13 protein-coding genes are annotated in these 16,388 nt (G+C 71.3%); 10 read left to right on the top strand and 3 right to left on the bottom strand.

The genetic code is table 11. The features are described from left to right. Positions 1 to 55: 55 nt before the first annotated feature. Positions 56 to 841 carry a hypothetical protein gene (locus tag WME83_RS43495; RefSeq protein WP_437315592.1) on the bottom strand — a complete coding sequence of 262 codons (786 nt, stop codon included), beginning with the start codon at positions 839 to 841 and terminating at the stop codon, positions 56 to 58. A gap of 330 nt (positions 842 to 1,171) precedes the next feature. Between WME83_RS43495 and WME83_RS43490 the strand changes: the two genes are divergently transcribed. The 4 genes from WME83_RS43490 to WME83_RS43475 are packed head-to-tail and all read left to right on the top strand — an operon-like array spanning position 1,172 to position 6,973. Further along, entirely contained in the window at positions 1,172 to 2,626 is a 1,455-nt protein-coding gene (locus WME83_RS43490) for a hypothetical protein (protein ID WP_437315591.1), read from the top strand. Beyond that, positions 2,623 to 4,833 (top strand): hypothetical protein, encoded by a 2,211-nt coding sequence (locus WME83_RS43485; RefSeq protein WP_437315590.1) that lies wholly within the window; start codon positions 2,623 to 2,625, stop codon positions 4,831 to 4,833. The genes WME83_RS43490 and WME83_RS43485 overlap by 4 nt, the downstream gene beginning before the upstream one ends. Then, positions 4,830 to 5,882, top strand: a complete 1,053-nt coding sequence (locus WME83_RS43480) for a hypothetical protein (protein ID WP_437315589.1) — start codon at positions 4,830 to 4,832, stop codon at positions 5,880 to 5,882. Before WME83_RS43485 ends, WME83_RS43480 begins: the two co-directional genes overlap by 4 nt. A 29-nt stretch (positions 5,883 to 5,911) precedes the next feature. Beyond that, entirely contained in the window at positions 5,912 to 6,973 is a 1,062-nt protein-coding gene (locus WME83_RS43475) for a hypothetical protein (protein WP_437315588.1), read from the top strand. Here WME83_RS43475 and WME83_RS43470 read toward each other — a convergent pair. Next, positions 6,913 to 7,215, bottom strand: a complete 303-nt coding sequence (locus tag WME83_RS43470; protein WP_437315587.1) for a hypothetical protein — start codon at positions 7,213 to 7,215, stop codon at positions 6,913 to 6,915. The genes WME83_RS43475 and WME83_RS43470 overlap by 61 nt on opposite strands. A gap of 624 nt (positions 7,216 to 7,839) precedes the next feature. On the opposite strand from WME83_RS43470, the gene WME83_RS43465 reads away from it, so the two are divergent. The 4 genes from WME83_RS43465 (at position 7,840) to WME83_RS43450 (ending at position 12,430) form a co-directional block, all read left to right on the top strand. Next, positions 7,840 to 8,121 (top strand): hypothetical protein, encoded by a 282-nt coding sequence (locus tag WME83_RS43465; protein ID WP_437315586.1) that lies wholly within the window; start codon positions 7,840 to 7,842, stop codon positions 8,119 to 8,121. 411 nt (positions 8,122 to 8,532) lie between these two features. After that, positions 8,533 to 10,905 carry a 3-hydroxyacyl-CoA dehydrogenase/enoyl-CoA hydratase family protein gene (locus tag WME83_RS43460; protein ID WP_437315585.1) on the top strand — a complete coding sequence of 791 codons (2,373 nt, stop codon included), beginning with the start codon at positions 8,533 to 8,535 and terminating at the stop codon, positions 10,903 to 10,905. Positions 10,906 to 10,914: 9 nt separating this feature from the next. Beyond that, positions 10,915 to 12,096 (top strand): thiolase family protein, encoded by a 1,182-nt coding sequence (locus WME83_RS43455; RefSeq protein WP_437315584.1) that lies wholly within the window; start codon positions 10,915 to 10,917, stop codon positions 12,094 to 12,096. A gap of 76 nt (positions 12,097 to 12,172) precedes the next feature. Beyond that, complete coding sequence (locus WME83_RS43450; protein WP_020740589.1) at positions 12,173 to 12,430, top strand: BolA/IbaG family iron-sulfur metabolism protein; 258 nt, start codon at positions 12,173 to 12,175, stop codon at positions 12,428 to 12,430. 6 nt (positions 12,431 to 12,436) lie between these two features. On the opposite strand, the gene WME83_RS43445 is transcribed toward WME83_RS43450, so the two are convergent. Beyond that, positions 12,437 to 13,246 (bottom strand): DUF4215 domain-containing protein, encoded by an 810-nt coding sequence (locus WME83_RS43445; RefSeq protein WP_437315583.1) that lies wholly within the window; start codon positions 13,244 to 13,246, stop codon positions 12,437 to 12,439. 407 nt (positions 13,247 to 13,653) lie between these two features. On the opposite strand from WME83_RS43445, the gene WME83_RS43440 reads away from it, so the two are divergent. Then, positions 13,654 to 15,726 (top strand): OmpA family protein, encoded by a 2,073-nt coding sequence (locus WME83_RS43440; RefSeq protein ID WP_437315582.1) that lies wholly within the window; start codon positions 13,654 to 13,656, stop codon positions 15,724 to 15,726. A gap of 77 nt (positions 15,727 to 15,803) precedes the next feature. After that, a complete protein-coding gene (locus WME83_RS43435) occupies positions 15,804 to 16,310 on the top strand; it encodes a hypothetical protein (RefSeq protein WP_437315581.1) in 507 nt (168 codons plus the stop codon). Positions 16,311 to 16,388 lie beyond the last annotated feature (78 nt).

Below are 16,388 nucleotides of genomic sequence, written 5' to 3'. Positions count from 1 at the left end.
GGGCGCGCGCGGGAAGCGTTCGGCGCGCTCCGAGAACCCAAATTTGTGTGATGAATTACTCGATGCCGGTGCTGCCGGCCCCTTCGCCCGACGCCGCCGGCGTGGGCGGGGTGGCGGCGGGCTTGGGCGGTGCGGTCGAGGGCTTGCGCTGGGGCGCCTTGCGGCTCGCGAGGCCGAGGCGGATGAGATAGCTGCGCTTCTTGATCACGGCGCGGGCCGTGGTCGACCATTCGTCGAACCAGCCGCGCAGCTTGACGAGCGCCTCGCGCCGGCGTGCGGCCTCCGGGAGCTCGGTGGGCTCGGGCAGAGGCGATGTCGGGCCGAGCGCCACGTCGACGAGGCCCTTGAGGCGCTTGCGCTCGGCCTTGTCGAGGCCGCGGGTGGCGAGGAACGCGACGGCCTTTTTATCGCTTTGCTTCGCCCCGGCGCGGTCCGCATCGACGCCATTCTCGAGGGCGTCGAGCCGCGCGAGGAAGGTGGCCACTCCCCGGACGGAGGCGGTGCCGGTGGAGGGCGCGAGATCCTTGAACACGTAATCGTGCACGTCGGGGAAACGCCGGCGGAGCGCGGCACCATAACGGGCGTAATTCGGCTCGTCCCACTGATCGAGCTCCCCCGTCGCGGCGCGCTGCGCCCTGGCATCGTCGGTATCGGCCGACGCGCCGCCCTTGCGGGGCGCGGCGAGGACATCGAGGAGGAGCGTTCGGCCCTCCAGGATGTCGTCATCGGTCATCCCCGCCCCGGCCATCAACGTGCGAATCGCGGCGACGGCGCCTATCCCCATCAGGAGCTTCGTCGCGCGCTCCGGCGTGGCCTCGAGGACCGCATCCGAATATTCCATAAAGATTCCCTCCCTGCCGGCCGGGAGATCCGGACGGCGGCAATGAGAGCGGAAGCTACAATGGGAGTTTCGGGGATGGGAAGAGGATTGTTGAGCTCCGGCTGCGGGATTCTTGCTCTTCCGGCCGCTGGATTCTTGCTCTCACGGCGGGGCCCTCGAACCCTCCGGGAGCGATGGTTTGTGCGCTGAAGACGGACGGAGCTTGGAGCGCTCTCCGGCGCGCTCCTCGGCTGAGCAATGTCCTATCGCTCCGGCCACGACGCTTGCCGCCGGAGAATGGGCGGGCGAGCTTGCGCGGGCGAGAAAAATTGCGGGGTGGAGGCAATGAGCATGAGAAGGAACGCGAGGCGAAAGGCGATCCTCGTGGCGGCCGTGGCCGTCGTGGCGCTCGGCGCGGCGGGGTCAGGGTGCTTGTGGAGGCGCGAGGAGCACGCGCCCGGCCGGTTCTGCGCGCAATCGAACACCAGCATCGTCGAGCATTGCGTGGATGCGAGCGAAGGCCCGGGCAGCGCGTGGAGCAAGGCCGAGGAGGACGGCGAGCTGCCGATCCAGATGTGGGCGTTCGGGCCGAACGGCGTGATGTCCGACGAGCTCGCCGCGAACGAGGCGGAGCTCCGGGCCTGGTTCGGTAACATCGATCGGGCGGTGGCCTACGTGCGCGACGAGGAGAAGAACGCCGAGTCGCTCCGGGCGACCTTGCACGGCAGGCTCCTCGGGCTGCTCTTGAAGCCCAGGCAGCGCCAGGAGGCGATCTTGGAGGAGGAGCCGGTCCGCGCGGCCGATAACTTCCAGCGGGCGATGACCGACAAGGCGAGCGCCGAGAAGGAGCCGCTCGTGGCTGCGCTCGCGGCCGACAAGCAGGCGATGGCGGTCGTGCAGGCGGTCTTCGAGCAGGCCCGGAGCGACGCGGCGCCGCTGCGATCCAGGTACGCGGGTGTCGCGGCGCGGTTCGCCACGTACCGCGCGACCGAGGCGGCGGAGACGGCGGCGTACGCGGCGCTCTCGGAGCAGGCGTCGCGGTCGGGCATCGACGGCCTCGACGGCGCGGAGCAGGCGGTGCTCGCGGCGGCGCGCGAGGCGAGCCGGGCGCCGAACGAGCTCGCCGGGGAGATCATGACGCTGGCGGCGGAGCTCCAGGCGCTCGCGGTCTCGTTCGAGGAGGCGATCGCGCCGCACGAGGAGGTGCTCGCGACGCACGGGGCGGTGGTGCCGGACATGACCTCGGGGGCGCTGCGCTCGCTGAGCGCCATGCTGGGCTACGCGCAGCGGCGCGTCGCCCGGAGCGACGCGACGGCGATGGCGCTGCTCGGCGGCATCGCGCTGCGCCGGCAGGCGCTCGGTGTGCTGGAGGGGGACGAAGGGGCGCGCCAGGCGATCGCGCGCTCGCGGATCGAGAGGGCGTCGGAGGTGTTCGGCGAGGGGGCGCGCGCGCGGGTGGAGGCGCTGTCGACGGCGCCGCCGGTCAGCGAGAAGCTGGGGCTGCCGCTGCTCGCCGAGCGGTGCGGGGTGCTCGTGGCGCTCGTGCAGATGCGGCCGCTTTGCGAGACGGCCGGGTCGTCGTGGCGCGAGGCCGGGTGCGCAGCGCTCCGCGGGCGGTTCGACGCCGCGGAGGCGGAGCTCAGGACGGGCCTGCCGCGGAAGATCGCAGCGGGCCTCGCGGCGCTGCGGGAGAAGGGGATGGCCGCGGCGGCGCTCGATGCGGTGCAGGCGAGGCTCGACGCGGGCGACGTGAAGGGCGCCGCCATCGCGTATGACGCCGCCGTGCGCGGCGCGGAGGGGACATGAGCCGGTCGGAGGAGTTCGCGCTGCGCCGCTTGGGCGCCGCGGTGCTGCAGAAGCTCGTCGCGCTGGTCACGATGCTGGCGGTGCTGGCGCCGTCGTTCGCGTGGGCCGGCACGCCGTATACCGTGCTCTGGAGGAGCCATCAGGACGTCGACTCGTGCGCGAGCCCCGAGCTGGCGCATGAAGGCGCTGCCATCTTCGAGGCGAATCAGACGCCGCTGCCCACCTACGGGATCCCGGGCGCGCTGCAGATCGAAGCCGACGGCTCCGCGAGCAACACGCTCGAGGCGGAGTTCGACTCGGTGCTGCTCCGCATGGGAAGGAACGACTTCCACTTCGGGGTCCACACCACGAACGGCGGCAACTGGTGTACCCACGTGCACGACGTGGTGCACCTCGTCTCGGAGCCGCTCGGCCTGAACAAGCCGCTCTTCAACATCCGCCGCGACGGGACCGGCTTCGAGGGCAGCACCGCGGTCGACCTGAGCCTTTCGGAGATCAACCCGGCGCTGGCGCGCGACATCGCGGAGCTGGAGGTCAGGGTCGCCCGGCTGATGACGGAGCTCCTCCGCAACGCCGCCAGGGTCGCGGACCTCCGGGCGCGGATGGACCTCCTGCGGCAGCTCGACACGGAGCTGCACGACCTGGTGAGCCGGCCGCTGGACGAGATCTCGCGGACCGACCTCGACGCGATCCTCGACCGGTACGAGGACGTGGTCGACGCGGAGACGCGGGCGGCGATGGAGCAGCTCGTCGACGACCTGAAGAAGAGCGTCAGCGACCTGGAGAGCGAGCTCGCGCGGCTGCTCGACGAGTTCGGCGCGCAGGCGGACGAGGTGGCGGACCTGGCGACGCAGGACGCGCGTGCCGAGGGGTGGGATCCGGACGACCCGTGGAACTACGCGCTCGGGGAGAGCGAGGTGCCGTGGGTGGAGGTGCCGGACATCGCGGAGGTGGACGGGGCGTTCGACGAGGGGAGGGATCCCTATGCGGCGTACGCGGACGCGGTGATCGCGGCGCTGGAGATCGACGTGAGCGGCGGGGTGGTGGTCGCGCGGGCGGACTTCGTGGCGAACGTGCGGGCGTGGCGGGACAACAGCGCGGCGCTGGAGATCGCGCTGCGCGACCGGATGGGGGTGTCGCTGGCGGAGACGAACGCGTTCCTGAAGGCGCAGAACCGGATCGCGGCGTACGTGCGGCGGTTCATGGATGCGTCGGACTGGTTCGAGGACTCGCCGGTGCCGGCGGACCTGCGGGCGCAGGTGGACACGGTGCTCAAGCCGCGGTTCGATGCGCTGGCGGACCAGATGAAGGACAGCCTGAACCAGTGGACCGGGGACGGGCTCGACCTGGAGCAGACGCAGCTCTACCAGACGATCAGCGCGTTCGCGGGGGCGATGTCGACGGTCGGCGAGGGCGTCGAGGCGTACGCGGAGGTAATGCAGACGCTGGTGCACGCGACGACGCGCATCGGAGTGGGGTTCGTGCCGGTGGTCGGGCCGGCGCTCGACCTGGGCGAGGCGGTGACGGGCAAGGCGTTCTGCCTGCCGGCGGGGCGAGCGCTCAGCGACGAGGAGCGGATCTTCTCGGGGCTGGGGTTCGGGCTCGCGGCGGTCGGACCTGGCTGGCGCGCGATCAAGGGCGCCGGCGGGATGACGCCGGGGGCGGTCCGGGTCGCCGGGGAGATCGCGGAGGTCGACGAGGTCGTCGTCAACGGGTTCAAGGTATGGAAGCTCCGCGGGTACAAGACGCTGGATGGGCACGTCACGGAAGCCGCGTTCAACACCTTCGAGAAGGCGGCGATCAGTTTCATGACCCGCGACGAGCGGGCGCTCCTCGGCGTCGGAGACGGCGGCGTGCGCAAGATGCTCGGCCTTCCAGACGAGTCGCTCCCCGGCATGTCCGGTGGGAGGGCTCCTGACTTTGTGACGGTCACCCGCGGGCGGAAGCTGATCGTCAGCGAGGTAAAAGGCGGCGATACCGTTAAAGTAGACGATGTGGTCACGCAGTTGTCGAACGGGATGGAGGGGCTACGGAACAAGGGGGTCGCCGGGGATGTCGAGCATGTCGAGCTCATCATGGCACGCGGTGCGAAATTCAAGCCGAAAGATACCTACACCGTCAAGGATGGGTACCTCTTCAACACGAAGACGCGCAAGAAGGAGACCCTGAAAGGATTCAATCACCCCATCAAGGTGACCCAGCTATGAGCGACTCAGGACCGTGGTTCTTCGCCTGGTGTGACGCGGCAGAGACGCTCGACGCGCTCCTGGCGGCGCTGCCGGCGCTCGTGCATCCAGGGACTCGTATCGGCGTGATGCAAGACGATGGCCTATCCTACACGACCTCCATGGACGAGGCGGTCGCGATGATCCGAACCGAGTTCTCCGAAGGTCCTTCTGGTGGAGCCATCTTCGACGTCATGCTGGGCGGCACCAAGCGCCTCTTCGGTTGCAGCAGTGACTGCTACAACGAAGAGGTCGCCCGTGACATCTCGGCCGGCCCCATCGACATGTCCACGTGCGACCAGCGTAGGTTTCTCTGCTCTCTTCTTGAGCTCGCCTGGGGCAGGGGCCCGCGCTCGATCGAGGCCGAGGCCGCGGTCGCGTGGCACCTGCTCCGGGACGACCTCGAGGACCTCCTGCTCCGCCTCTGCGCGCCGGACGCGAGCGGTCGCGTCCGCACCGGCGCATGCGCGAATACAGGAGACTGGATCGCACCCGTCCGCATGTGCGCGACGTACAACGCGGACGCGCGGGACATCGTGCGCGATCTCGCCCTCTCGTGGCTACAGCGCCACGACAAGGAGATGGTATCGCGCAACGCGGGCCTGTCGCTGGAAGCGCTCCGCGCGCGGGTGGAAGCCGCGCCGGCCGGGGCGCGCGTCCCGCTCAAGGGCGGAAGCGACCGCGCGCACGCGCTCTCCCGCGAGACCGTCCTCAAGGCGCTGGCAACGCCGCCCGCCACCCTGCTGGAGGCGCTCGAGGCCGCGGCGGCGCCCGACGAGGCGTGGCGCGCCGCCGAGCCGCGCGCGCGAGAGATCCTGGCGCTGACGAGCGAGATCGCGGAGACGGGCGAAGGCCCGCCCACGTGGCAGGTGCACACGGACACGCGCGCCCACGTCCGCTTCCTCCGAAAGCACGCGCCTTTTCACGTGCGCCGCCTCGCGGGAGGCGGCGTGATCCTGGCGACCCACCCGTACCGCTCGCTCTGGCCGCTCTGGGTCGACGCGCTCTTCTCGCTCGGCCTGATGCCCTGACCCAGCAACCGCATGAGGGTGATCCAAGGATGAAACCAGGGCCGTACTTCTTCGCCTGGTGTGACGAGGCAGAGCGCGTCGACGCGTTCGCGGCGGCGTTGCCGTCGCTCGTGATCCCGGGGAGGTATATCAGCGTGACGATGGGCTCCGACGTGGATCGCACCGTGAACTTCGTGGACGAGGCGGTCGCGATGATCCGCGCCCACTTCGGACGCACCGATGCCGAAACCTACTTCGCCACGGAGCTCGACGACCGGCGCTCATTCTATGGCCACTATCGCTGCTTCACCGACAAGAGCGAACGTCTAACGCCGATGGGCCCCATCCACCTGGTCCCTGCCAGCGCGGCGGACATTCTCCCGCTCGATTTGTACCTCGCCCTGGGCAGCGGACCGCGCTCCGTCGAGGCGGAAGCCGAGCTCACGTGGCACATCGTTCTGGACGACCTCGAGGACCTGCTGCTCCGCCTCTGCGCGCCCGACGCGAGCAGGCGCGTCTCGACCGGCGGCTGCACGAGCGCGTGGACCTGGCTCGCGCCGGTCTCGATGTGCGCGACGTACCACGCGAACGCCGGCGACATCGCGCGCGATCTGGCCCTGTCGTGGGTCAGCCTCCACGACAAGGAAAAGGTCTCGCTGATCGCGGGCATGTCGACGGAGGCGCTCCACGCGCGTATCGACGCCGCGCCGGTCGGGGCGCGCGTGGTTCCGACGGACAAGAGCGGGCGCTCGATCCCGCTCTCCCGCGAGACCGTCCTCAAGGCGCTGGCCATGCCGGGCTCCGCCCTGATCGAGGCGCTCGTGGCCGCCGCCGATGTGCCCGACGAGGCGTGGATCTCCGCGGCGCCGCGCGCCGAGGAGATCCACAACCTGACGGTGCAGGCCAGGGCGCGCGGCGAGTCGTTCACCCCCGGCGGCGGGTCCCTCACCTGGGTGAAATTGACGGGCGAGCACGTCTACTTCCTGGTCGATCACGCCCCGTTCCACGTCCGGCGCCTCCCGAATGGCGGCCTCTTGCTGGCAACCCACCCCTACCGCACGCTCTGGCCGCTCTGGTCCGACGCGCTCTTCGTGCTCGGCCTGATGTCCTGACGCACGTTGTGCGCGTCGCCCTCCGGCGCGCAGCGCGGGCACGGCGCGCCGCAGTCGACGCCCGTCTCGACTCCGTTCTTCACCCCGTCGGTGCACGTGGGCGCCCTGCAAATGCCGGAGTCGCACACCCCTTCGAGGCAGTCGTCTACCGTCTCGCAGTCGAACCCCACCGGGCATGGCTTGCACGGGCCTCGACCGTTGTAATCGGTCTCCCCGAGGCCCGGGTCGTGCCGATCATTCATGGAGCGATCACGAACGCACAGCGAGCCATCCCACGCCAGCCCATTCGGGCACGGCATCGTCGGATCGCCTTGCCAGGCTCCCAGCGCTCGCATTGCCCATCGACGCAGATCGTGCCCGGCACGTTCTGGTGCTCCGAGTGGCAGTCGTCGGTGACCTCGCAGGTGGCACCCTGGCAAGGCCCGCCGCAGGCGAAGAACAGGCTCGAACCGCTGAGCAACAATGATGCGCCGCGAACGCGAGCGTCACCTCCCGCGTCCTGCCGCGCGCGACCTCGACCTCCGCCTCCGCCGTCCTGCCGTTCGACGACGCCCGCACCACGTGGCGCCCAGGGAGGACCGGGACGGGCCTGCCGTCCTCGAGCTCGACAGGCTCTCCGTCGATCGTGACTGCCGCGCCTGCGGACGTGACGCACACCCTCCGGACGAAGTCAAGACGCTCACGCCCACGCACCGCCGCGCCTGCGGGCGAGGTCGCCAGCCCTGCGGGCGAGGTCGCCCCGCCGCCGCCGCGGGCGACGCCGCCGCGCTCCCGCGCAGCCCTCCGGCGCGCCCGCCGCGCGGCGCATGGTAGCTTGCTCCGCGCCAGCACGATGCCGTGCGGCCACCCCCGTCATCGAGGAGATCATGAAGCGAGAGAAGCGACTGACCAAGCGCGAGCGGAAGGCGCTCGCGCCGCCGCGCCCGGCGCAGCAGCAGCAGCACGACCACCAGCACATCCACTGCGTCGCCTGCGGCAAACACCTCGATGCGGTGGAGTTCGGGGCGCAAGGGACGGCGACATGGCTCCAGTGCCAGCACCGCTCGCGCTTCGCTTCCTGCACCGTGTGCGTCGACATGTCGACGCGCCTCCTCGCCGAGCACGACCGCACCGGACGGCCCGTGCAGTCCGCCCAGGCCTGGCACTGAGACGCTGAGAACGGCGCGCGGCGCGCCCGCCGCGCGCCCTCCCGACGCGCCCGCCAGCGCGCTTACAACCCCCCTGAGCACGCTCGCCCGCACGCAGCTGACGCCCCGGACCGGTGTCGGTCACAGCAGGGACGGTCAATCGATGGAAGCCGCGGCGTATCGGTAGTCCAAAGTACGCTGTCGTGTCCGCTCCTGTGCGCCGCCCCCCATGGCTGCCGTCGTCCGGTGTCGCACACCCGCGCTGAAGCGTGCGGCCTCCCACCTCGACCGGCCGTTCTTCGTCCAACGCCGCGCCGACGACGCGCGTCCTCGCTCGCTCACCCCCGCGGCCGTCCACCCCGGATACGCTTGCGCCCGGCGCCCTTTGCGCCAATGGTTCGCGCCCCATATTCATCATCTCGGAGGATCTGCATGACGAAACCAATCCGCCGCGCGGGCGTCATCGGCGCGGGCGTCATGGGCAGCGGCATCGCCGCCCACTTCGCGAACGCCGGCATCGAGGTCCTGCTCCTCGATATCGTGCCCCCGAACCTCACCGACGCCGAGCGGAAGGACCCGGCCGCGAGGAGCCGGTTCGCCGCAGGCGGGCTCGAGAAGGCCCTCAAGGCCAGGCCCGCCGCGTTCTTCCACCCCTCCCACGCCCGCCTCGTGCGCACCGGCAACACCGAAGATCACTTCGACGAGCTCGCCCAATGCGACCTCGTTATCGAGGCGATCATCGAGAAGATGGAGCCGAAGCGCGCCCTCTTCGCGCGCCTCGAGCAGGTCATGCGCAAGGACGCGATCGCGGCCTCGAACACCTCCGGGCTGCGCATCGAGGAGATGATGCAGGGGCGCTCCGAGGACTTCCGCAAGCGATTCCTCGTCATGCACTTCTTCAACCCGGTCCGGTACATGAAGCTCCTCGAGCTCGTCGCCGGCCCCGACACCGATCCGGCCGTCGTCGCCCGCGTGCGCAAGTTCGGCGAGGACGTGCTCGGCAAGGGCATCGTCTTCGGCAAGGACACCCCGAACTTCGTCGGCAACCGCATCGGCACCCACGCGATGCTCTCCGCCATCCACCTCATGATCGAGGACGGCCTCGCGCCCGAGGACGTCGACGCCATCACCGGCGTCGCCATGGCGCACCCGAAGAGCGCGAGCTTCAGGACCGGCGATATCGTCGGCCTCGACACCTTCGCCCACGTCGCCGACAACTGTTACGCGGCGCTCGAGCGCGACGAGGACCGCGAGGTCTTCAAGGTGCCCGCCTACATCCGCAGCATGATCGAGGCGAAGCTCCTCGGCGACAAGACCAAGGGCGGCTTCTACCGCAAGGCCAAGGAGGGGCTCGAGACGCTCGACCCCGGGAAGCTCCAGTACCGCCCCCACGGCGGCGACGAGGCGATCAAGAAGGCCACGAAGTCCTGCGAGAAGATCGAGGACCCCGCCGCGCGCGTGAAGAAGCTCGCGAACGACCCCGGCAAGGCAGGGCAGTTCGCCTGGAAGGTGCTCTCCCGCTCGCTCGCGTACACGGCGCGCCGCGTGGGCGAGATCGCCGACAGCATCGTCGCGATCGATGACGCCATGCGCTGGGGGTACAACTGGGAGCTCGGGCCGTTCCAGACCTGGGACGCGCTCGGCTTCGCCGAGACCGTCGAGCGCATGCAGAAGGACGGCATCAAGCTGCCCGAGTCGATCCTCCGCATGAAGCAGAGCGGCGCGACCTCGTTCTACCGGCAGGACGGCGCGGTGTTCGACCTCCTCAAGGGAGAGTACGTCGCCCGCGAGGTCGATCCGCGCAACGTCACGCTCGTCGGCGCGCGCCGCGGCGTGAAGCCCGTGCTCGCCAACGACGGCGCCGAGGCGTGGGACCTCGGCGACGGCGTGCTCGGCGTCACCTTCAAGACCAAGGCGAACAGCCTCGATCCGGACTCGATCGGGATGCTCTCGCTCGCCGCCGAGAAGGCCGAGCAGGACTTCCGCGCGCTCGTGGTCTTCAACCAGGGCGAGCACTTCTGCGTCGGCGCCAACCTGTTCCTCGTGGTGATGGCCGCGGGCAACAAGGACTGGGAGGCGATCCGCAAGATGGTGAAGGGCTACCAGGACGCGACGCAGCGGCTGAAGTACGCGAGCGTCCCGGTCGTGGCCGCGCCCTACGGGATGACCCTGGGCGGCGGGCTCGAGCTCTGCTTCGCGTGCGACGCGGTGCAGGCCGCGGCCGAGACGTACGCGGGGCTCGTCGAGGTCGGCGTCGGGCTGATCCCGGGCGGCGCGGGGACGCTCAACATGCTCTGGCGCGCGTTCGAGGGCATCCCGGAGGGCGTGCCGGTGAACTCGTACGACCTCGTGACCCAGGTCTTCAAGAACATCGCCCTCGCCAAGGTCGCGACCAGCGCGGACGAGGCGAAGGCGCTCGGGTTCTTCCGCAAGACCGACGGCGTCTCGTTCGACCGGTCGCGCCAGCTGTACGAGGCGAAGGCGCGCGCCGTGGGCCTGGCCGAGGCCGGGTACCACGCGCCCGTGCCGCGCGCCTACAAGCTGCCGGGCGAGAGCGGGATCGCGACGCTGCAGATGATGATCGACACGCTCGTCGCCGGCGGCCACGCCAGCGAGCACGACGCGAAGATCGCGCGCAAGCTCGCCGAGGTGCTCTGCGGCGGCGCCGGCGGCGCGGCGCGCGAGGTGACCGAGGAGGAGATCCTCGAGCTCGAGCGCGAGGCGTTCGTCAGCCTGTGCGGCGAGCCCAAGAGCGCTGAGCGGATGCAGTACATGCTGATGAACAACAAGCCCCTCCGGAACTAGGTGAACGCCATGGTCGACGTCGTAATTGCAGAGGCCGTCCGCTCGGCCGTTGGCCGGGCCCACAAAGGGTCGCTCGCGCAGAAGCGCCCCGACGAGCTCGCCGGCGAGGTCGTCGCCGCGCTGCTCAAGCGCGTCCCCCAGGTGAAGCCGGAGGACGTCGAGGACCTCGTCCTCGGCTGCGCCATGCCGGAGGGCGAGCAGGGGCTCAACGTGGCGCGCCCCGTCTCGCTCCTCGGCGGGATGCCGCAGGAGGCGTCCGCGATCACCATCAACCGCTTCTGCTCGAGCGGTCTCCAGGCGATCGCGATCGCGGCGGGCAGCATCGCGATGGGGTCGCTCGACGTCGCCGTCGCCGGCGGCGTCGAGTCGATGACCATGGTCCCGATGACCGGCAACAAGCTGAGCGCGTCGCCGGAGGTGATGGAGCGCTGTCCGACGGTGTACACGCCGATGGGCATCACCGCGGAGAACGTGGCGAGCCGGTTCCAGGTGAGCCGCGCCGACCAGGACGCGTTCGCGCTGAAGAGCCACCAGAAGGCGGCCGCGGCGCGCGAGGCCGGGCGCTTCGAGGACGAGATCGTGACCGTGAAGGGCGTGCGCTACGAGAACGGCAAGCGCGTGACCTTCGACTTCCGCACCGACGAGCTGATCCGCAAGGAGACCACGGCGGAGGCGCTCGCGGGGCTGAAGCCGTCGTTCGCGGCGAAGGGGAGCGTCACCGCGGGCAACAGCTCGCCGCTGTCGGACGGCGCCGCCGCCGCGCTCGTGATGAGCAAGGCGAAGGCGGACGCGCTCGGCGTGAAGCCGCTCGGGTACTTCCGGTCGTTCGTGACGGTCGGCGTCGACCCCGCCATCATGGGGATCGGCCCGGTGCCCGCGGTGCGGAAGCTGCTCGCGAGGACCGGGCTGAAGATGGCCGACATCGACCTCTTCGAGGTGAACGAGGCGTTCGCGTCGCAGGCCGTCTACGTGCAGCGGGCGCTCGAGATCCCCGAGGAGAAGCTCAACGTGAACGGCGGCGCGATCGCGCTCGGCCACCCGCTCGGGTGCACCGGCGCGAAGCTGACCGCGACCGCCCTCCACGAGCTCCGCCGGCGCGGCGGCCGGTACGCCATCGTCACGATGTGCATCGGCGGCGGCATGGGCGCGGCCGGCCTGATCGAGCTGGCCCGCGCGACCGCGAGCGCCTGATCTCGGCCGGGGCGCGGCCCGCCGCGGCGCCGCGCTCCGGCTTCCCCGCGGCGGGTCGATGGCCTATAGAGGGCCCATGCCCACCCACCTGACGACGTTTCAGGGGTCGATCCCCGACGCCTTGAAGCGGGCCATCGAAGAGAAGATCGAAGGCTCCACCGCCGAGGTGACCGGCGGCGGAGGGCACTTCAACCTCGTCGTGACCTCGCCGGTGTTCGCCGGCAAGAGCATGCTGGAGAGCCAGCGGCTGGTCTACAGCGCGATCGCCCACCTCATGGCCGGCGACCTGGCGCCGGTCCACGCCATCGACAGCCTGAAAACGCGCACCCCCTGAGCGGGATCAGCGGCGGCGCATCGGCGCCGCCGTCCACGCGCGCTCGACCTCGCAGGTGCTGCTGCAGCCGTCGCCGTTCGCGGTGTTGCCGTCGTCGCACGCCTCCCGCGCGGTCTGGATGCCGTCGCCGCACACGGGGACGCACGCGCTGGGCTCGCCGTTGCAGGTGTAGCCGAGCGTGACCTCGCAATCCGGGCTGCAGCCGTCGGCCGCGACCGTGTTGCCGTCGTCGCACGCCTCGGTGCCGATGAGCAGGCCGTCGCCGCAGACCGGGCCGCAGACGCTCGGCTCGCCGGCGCACTCGTAGCCCGCCTCGATCACGCAGACCCCGTTGCAGCCGTCCTCGCTCGTGACGTCGCCGTCGTCGCAGGCCTCGGCGCCGCGCAGCAGGCCGTCGCCGCACATCGTCGAACAGATGCTCGGAGCGCCGGCGCAGGTGTACCCGGCCTCGATGGCGCAGCCCTCGCCGCAGCCGTCCCCCGCCGCGGCGTTGCCGTCGTCGCACCCCTCGGCGCCGGCCACCGCGCCGTCGCCGCACTCGGCGTCGCCGCCGCCGCCGCCCGCGCCGCGGCCGCCCGCGCCGCCGCCGCCCGCGTCGCCCCCGCCGCCCGCGTCGCCGCCGCCCGCGCCCCCGTCGCCGCCGCCTGCGCTCGCGGTCCCGCCGGTGCCCGCCGTCGTCGCGCTCGACACGGAGCCCGACCCACCTCCGCCCGACCCGGCCCCGCCGCTGCTGTCGTTCGGGCGTCCCTCCCCGCACGCAAGGAGCGCCACCGCCGCGAGCGCCGCGGCCGACCCAGTCCACCTCGTGAGCAGCATCTATCCCTCCAGGAGCGAGATCCGCGACCGACGGTGGCCCCCCATCGACTCCGTACCGAGCACCTGTCGCCGCAATCTCCCTCGGAATACCCGTCTCCGATAGCCAGGGACAATTCTAGCGCTACTGGCGCGCTCGTCGCCCGGCGCGCACCCCGGCGCGCCGGGATCGCGCGCAGGGAGGGCGGTCTTCCCCGGCAAATCGCGGGCGCTCCGGCGACGAGGCGACCCGCGCGCACGCCCCTCGCGCGCCGGGCCGTGCCCGCGCCGAGGGGCCCCGCCCCGGCCCGCGGTCGGAGCCCGCCGCGCCGTCTGTTTGACACCGGAATTCGCGCGGTGGTACGTGGCGCCGAGCGCCAGCTCCAGGTGCGCTTGCCCCACCGCGACCTCACGAACCCGAGGACCCTGCCATGACGCCTCGCTCTCCGTTGCTCCCCGCCGAACCGCGCCCGGGCGCCCCCGACGCGCCCGACGACCGGCGCGCGCCGCCCCCCCGCAGCCAGCAAGGCCGGCCCCGCCGCCCGGGCGCCGCGCTGCTCTCGCTGGCCCTCGGCGCCGCGATGACCGCCGCCGCCGCGGGCGAGGCCGCGGCCCAGATGCGCACGGGCGAGGGCAGGAACGGCGACGGCATGGACCTGCACCTGTTCCGGCCGGCCGTCGACTCCAAAGGCCTCTTCTCGGTCAACGGGGCGGACATCCTCGGCGCCAACGACATCAGCCTGGGGCTCGTGCTCGATTACGGGCACAACATCATGCCGCTCACCGAGAACGACCAGGGAACGAAGGTGATGCTGAATCACGCGTTCCAGGGCACGTTCCAGTTCGATTACGGCATCGCCAACTTCCTGGTCGTCGGCCTCTCCGCGCCGGTGGTGCTCAACGGGGCCAAGGCGATCAACGACATCGGCCCGGGCCCCGGCGGCAATTACGACGATGACTCGCTCGACGCCCAGGCGCTCGGCAACCTGGCGATCCACGCCAAGGTGCGCCTGCTCCGCCCCGATCAGGACGTGATCGGGCTCGCGGTGATCGCCCAGGCCGGCGTCGGCGTCGCCGGGGCGGAGGACTTCGCCGCGGACCCGGGGTTCTTCTTCTGGCCGCAGATCGTGCTGGAGAAGCGGTTCGGCATCACCAACCCGTTCCGGATCGCGCTGAACGCCGGCTACCGCGGCCACACCGGGAAGAACCCGGCGTTCGGCCTGCGCTCGGACGGCGCGACCTACCAGCTGAAGCACGGGGACTTCGAGTACTCGGACCTGATCACCGGCGGGTTCGGCATGAGCTACCGCGTGCTCACGCCGCTCGACCTCGTGGCCGAGACGTACCTGACGCAGCAGGTCGGCGGCGGCGAGAGCAGCAAGCAGAAGCTGTCGGCCGAGGCGGTCGGCGGCATCAAGCTCTTCATCGAGCGCAACAGCTTCCTCATGCTCGGCGCCGGGCTCGGGTACACGCCCGGCTTCCAGGCGGCGGAGCAGCGCGCGACCATCGGGTTCGTCTTCGAGCCGTCGATCGGCGACCGCGACGGCGACGGCATCAAGGACGATCAGGACGACTGCCCCGACGAGCCGGAGGACTACGACGGCTTCCAGGACACCAAGGCGGACTCGCCCCCCGGCAAGTACGGCTGCCCGGATCCGGACAACGACGAGGACGGCATCCTCGACGTCGACGACCGCTGCCCGAACAACCCGGAGGACCGCGACGGCGACGAGGACGACGACGGCTGCCCGGAGGGGAGCGACGGCGACCGCGACGGCGACGGCATCCTCGACTCGCGCGACAAGTGCCCGGACGACCCGGAGGACCGCGACGGCTTCCAGGACAAGGACGGCTGCCCCGATCCCGACAACGACAAGGACGGCATCCCCGACAAGTCCGACCAGTGCCCGAACGATCCGGAGGACAGGGACGACTTCGAGGATGAGGACGGCTGCCCCGATCCCGACAACGACCGCGACGGCATCCCCGACGTGGCCGACAAGTGCCCGAACGATCCCGAGACGTTCAACGGCCTCGAGGACGAGGACGGGTGCCCGGACAAGGGCAACGTCGTGATCGAGGAGAACAACATCGTCATCCTCGAGAAGATCCAGTTCGCGACCGGCAGCGCGGAGATCCTCCCGGAGTCGTTCGGCATCGTGCAGGCCGTCGCCGAGACGCTCAAGCACCACCCGGAGTTCACGCTGATCGAGGTGCAGGGGCACGCCGACGAGCGCTCGGCCGACGCCTACAACCTCAAGCTGACGCAGGCCCGCGCGGACGCGGTCGCGGCGGCGCTCGCGCAGCGCGGCGTCAACAAGAACTCGGTGCGCTCGATGGGCTACGGCGAGTACTGCCCGCTCGATCCGGCCCACAACGCGGCGGCCTGGGAGAAGAACCGGCGCGTCGAGTTCAAGGTCGTGCGCACCGACAAGGGGCCGACCAACGTGGAGCTCGGCTGCGCGCTGGCCCGCTCCAAGGGTGTCGTCCCGCCGCCGCCCTGAGCGGCGCGCCGCCCGCGGCGGGCCCCCGCGCGCGGCCGATCTGGACAGGACGGGTGGGCCCGGGGGAGAGTGGCCCCATGAACGCCCGCGCCCCGCTCTCCGCCGCCGCGGCCCTCGCGGCGGCGGCGCTCGCCGCCCTGGCGGGCGGCTGCATCGACACCGACGCCGCCGTGTTCGTCGACCCCTCCATCGCCGCGCCCGAGGCGACCGTCTCGTCGAGCGCGCTCGGGACCGGCCTTCAGGCGAGCTTCGCGCTGAAGCTCCACCTGGGCCCGCGGGCGAGCGGGCCGAGCCGCGTCGCCGTGCGCGGGTTCGAGATCTCGAGCGCCGACCAGAAGACCGCGATCGTGGCGCCGCTCCCCGCCGAGACCACGACGCCGCTGCCGGTCGAGGTCGCTCCGGACAGCGACGTCACCGTGGAGTTCACCTTCGACACGGGCGCGGCGGGCACGACGCTGCCGGCCGAGGCCGCGGCGGCGCTCTGCGCCGCGGAGGGGATCCGCGTCACGGGGACGATCGAGGACTCGCTGGAGGACGGCGCGACGCCGGTCGCCTCCGCGGTGTTCCACGCGCGCTGCCCGTGACGCGCCGCGCGGCGGCGCAGGAGAGCGCGGCGGCGATCTCCGCGCTCTCCTGCGCCGCCGCGCGCGCGCCGCGCTAAA

The organism is Sorangium sp. So ce385, from assembly GCF_051474135.1.
In the GTDB taxonomy this organism is placed as follows: domain Bacteria; phylum Myxococcota_A; class Polyangia; order Polyangiales; family Polyangiaceae; genus Sorangium; species Sorangium cellulosum_D.
This window is presented reverse-complemented; position numbering and strand designations above follow the sequence as displayed.

What these genes read in the sequence shown, in the direction of transcription:
- WME83_RS43470 (WP_437315587.1), bottom strand. Translation starts at nt 7,215, where the DNA reads ATGAATGATCGGCACGACCCGGGCCTCGGGGAGACCGATTACAACGGT.
- WME83_RS43475 (WP_437315588.1), top strand. Translation starts at nt 5,912, where the DNA reads ATGAAACCAGGGCCGTACTTCTTCGCCTGGTGTGACGAGGCAGAGCGC.
- WME83_RS43490 (WP_437315591.1), top strand. Translation starts at nt 1,172, where the DNA reads ATGAGAAGGAACGCGAGGCGAAAGGCGATCCTCGTGGCGGCCGTGGCC.
- WME83_RS43485 (WP_437315590.1), top strand. Translation starts at nt 2,623, where the DNA reads ATGAGCCGGTCGGAGGAGTTCGCGCTGCGCCGCTTGGGCGCCGCGGTG.
- WME83_RS43455 (WP_437315584.1), top strand. Translation starts at nt 10,915, where the DNA reads ATGGTCGACGTCGTAATTGCAGAGGCCGTCCGCTCGGCCGTTGGCCGG.
- WME83_RS43445 (WP_437315583.1), bottom strand. Translation starts at nt 13,246, where the DNA reads ATGCTGCTCACGAGGTGGACTGGGTCGGCCGCGGCGCTCGCGGCGGTG.
- WME83_RS43435 (WP_437315581.1), top strand. Translation starts at nt 15,804, where the DNA reads ATGAACGCCCGCGCCCCGCTCTCCGCCGCCGCGGCCCTCGCGGCGGCG.
- WME83_RS43450 (WP_020740589.1), top strand. Translation starts at nt 12,173, where the DNA reads ATGCCCACCCACCTGACGACGTTTCAGGGGTCGATCCCCGACGCCTTG.
- WME83_RS43495 (WP_437315592.1), bottom strand. Translation starts at nt 841, where the DNA reads ATGGAATATTCGGATGCGGTCCTCGAGGCCACGCCGGAGCGCGCGACG.
- WME83_RS43465 (WP_437315586.1), top strand. Translation starts at nt 7,840, where the DNA reads ATGAAGCGAGAGAAGCGACTGACCAAGCGCGAGCGGAAGGCGCTCGCG.
- WME83_RS43440 (WP_437315582.1), top strand. Translation starts at nt 13,654, where the DNA reads ATGACGCCTCGCTCTCCGTTGCTCCCCGCCGAACCGCGCCCGGGCGCC.
- WME83_RS43460 (WP_437315585.1), top strand. Translation starts at nt 8,533, where the DNA reads ATGACGAAACCAATCCGCCGCGCGGGCGTCATCGGCGCGGGCGTCATG.
- WME83_RS43480 (WP_437315589.1), top strand. Translation starts at nt 4,830, where the DNA reads ATGAGCGACTCAGGACCGTGGTTCTTCGCCTGGTGTGACGCGGCAGAG.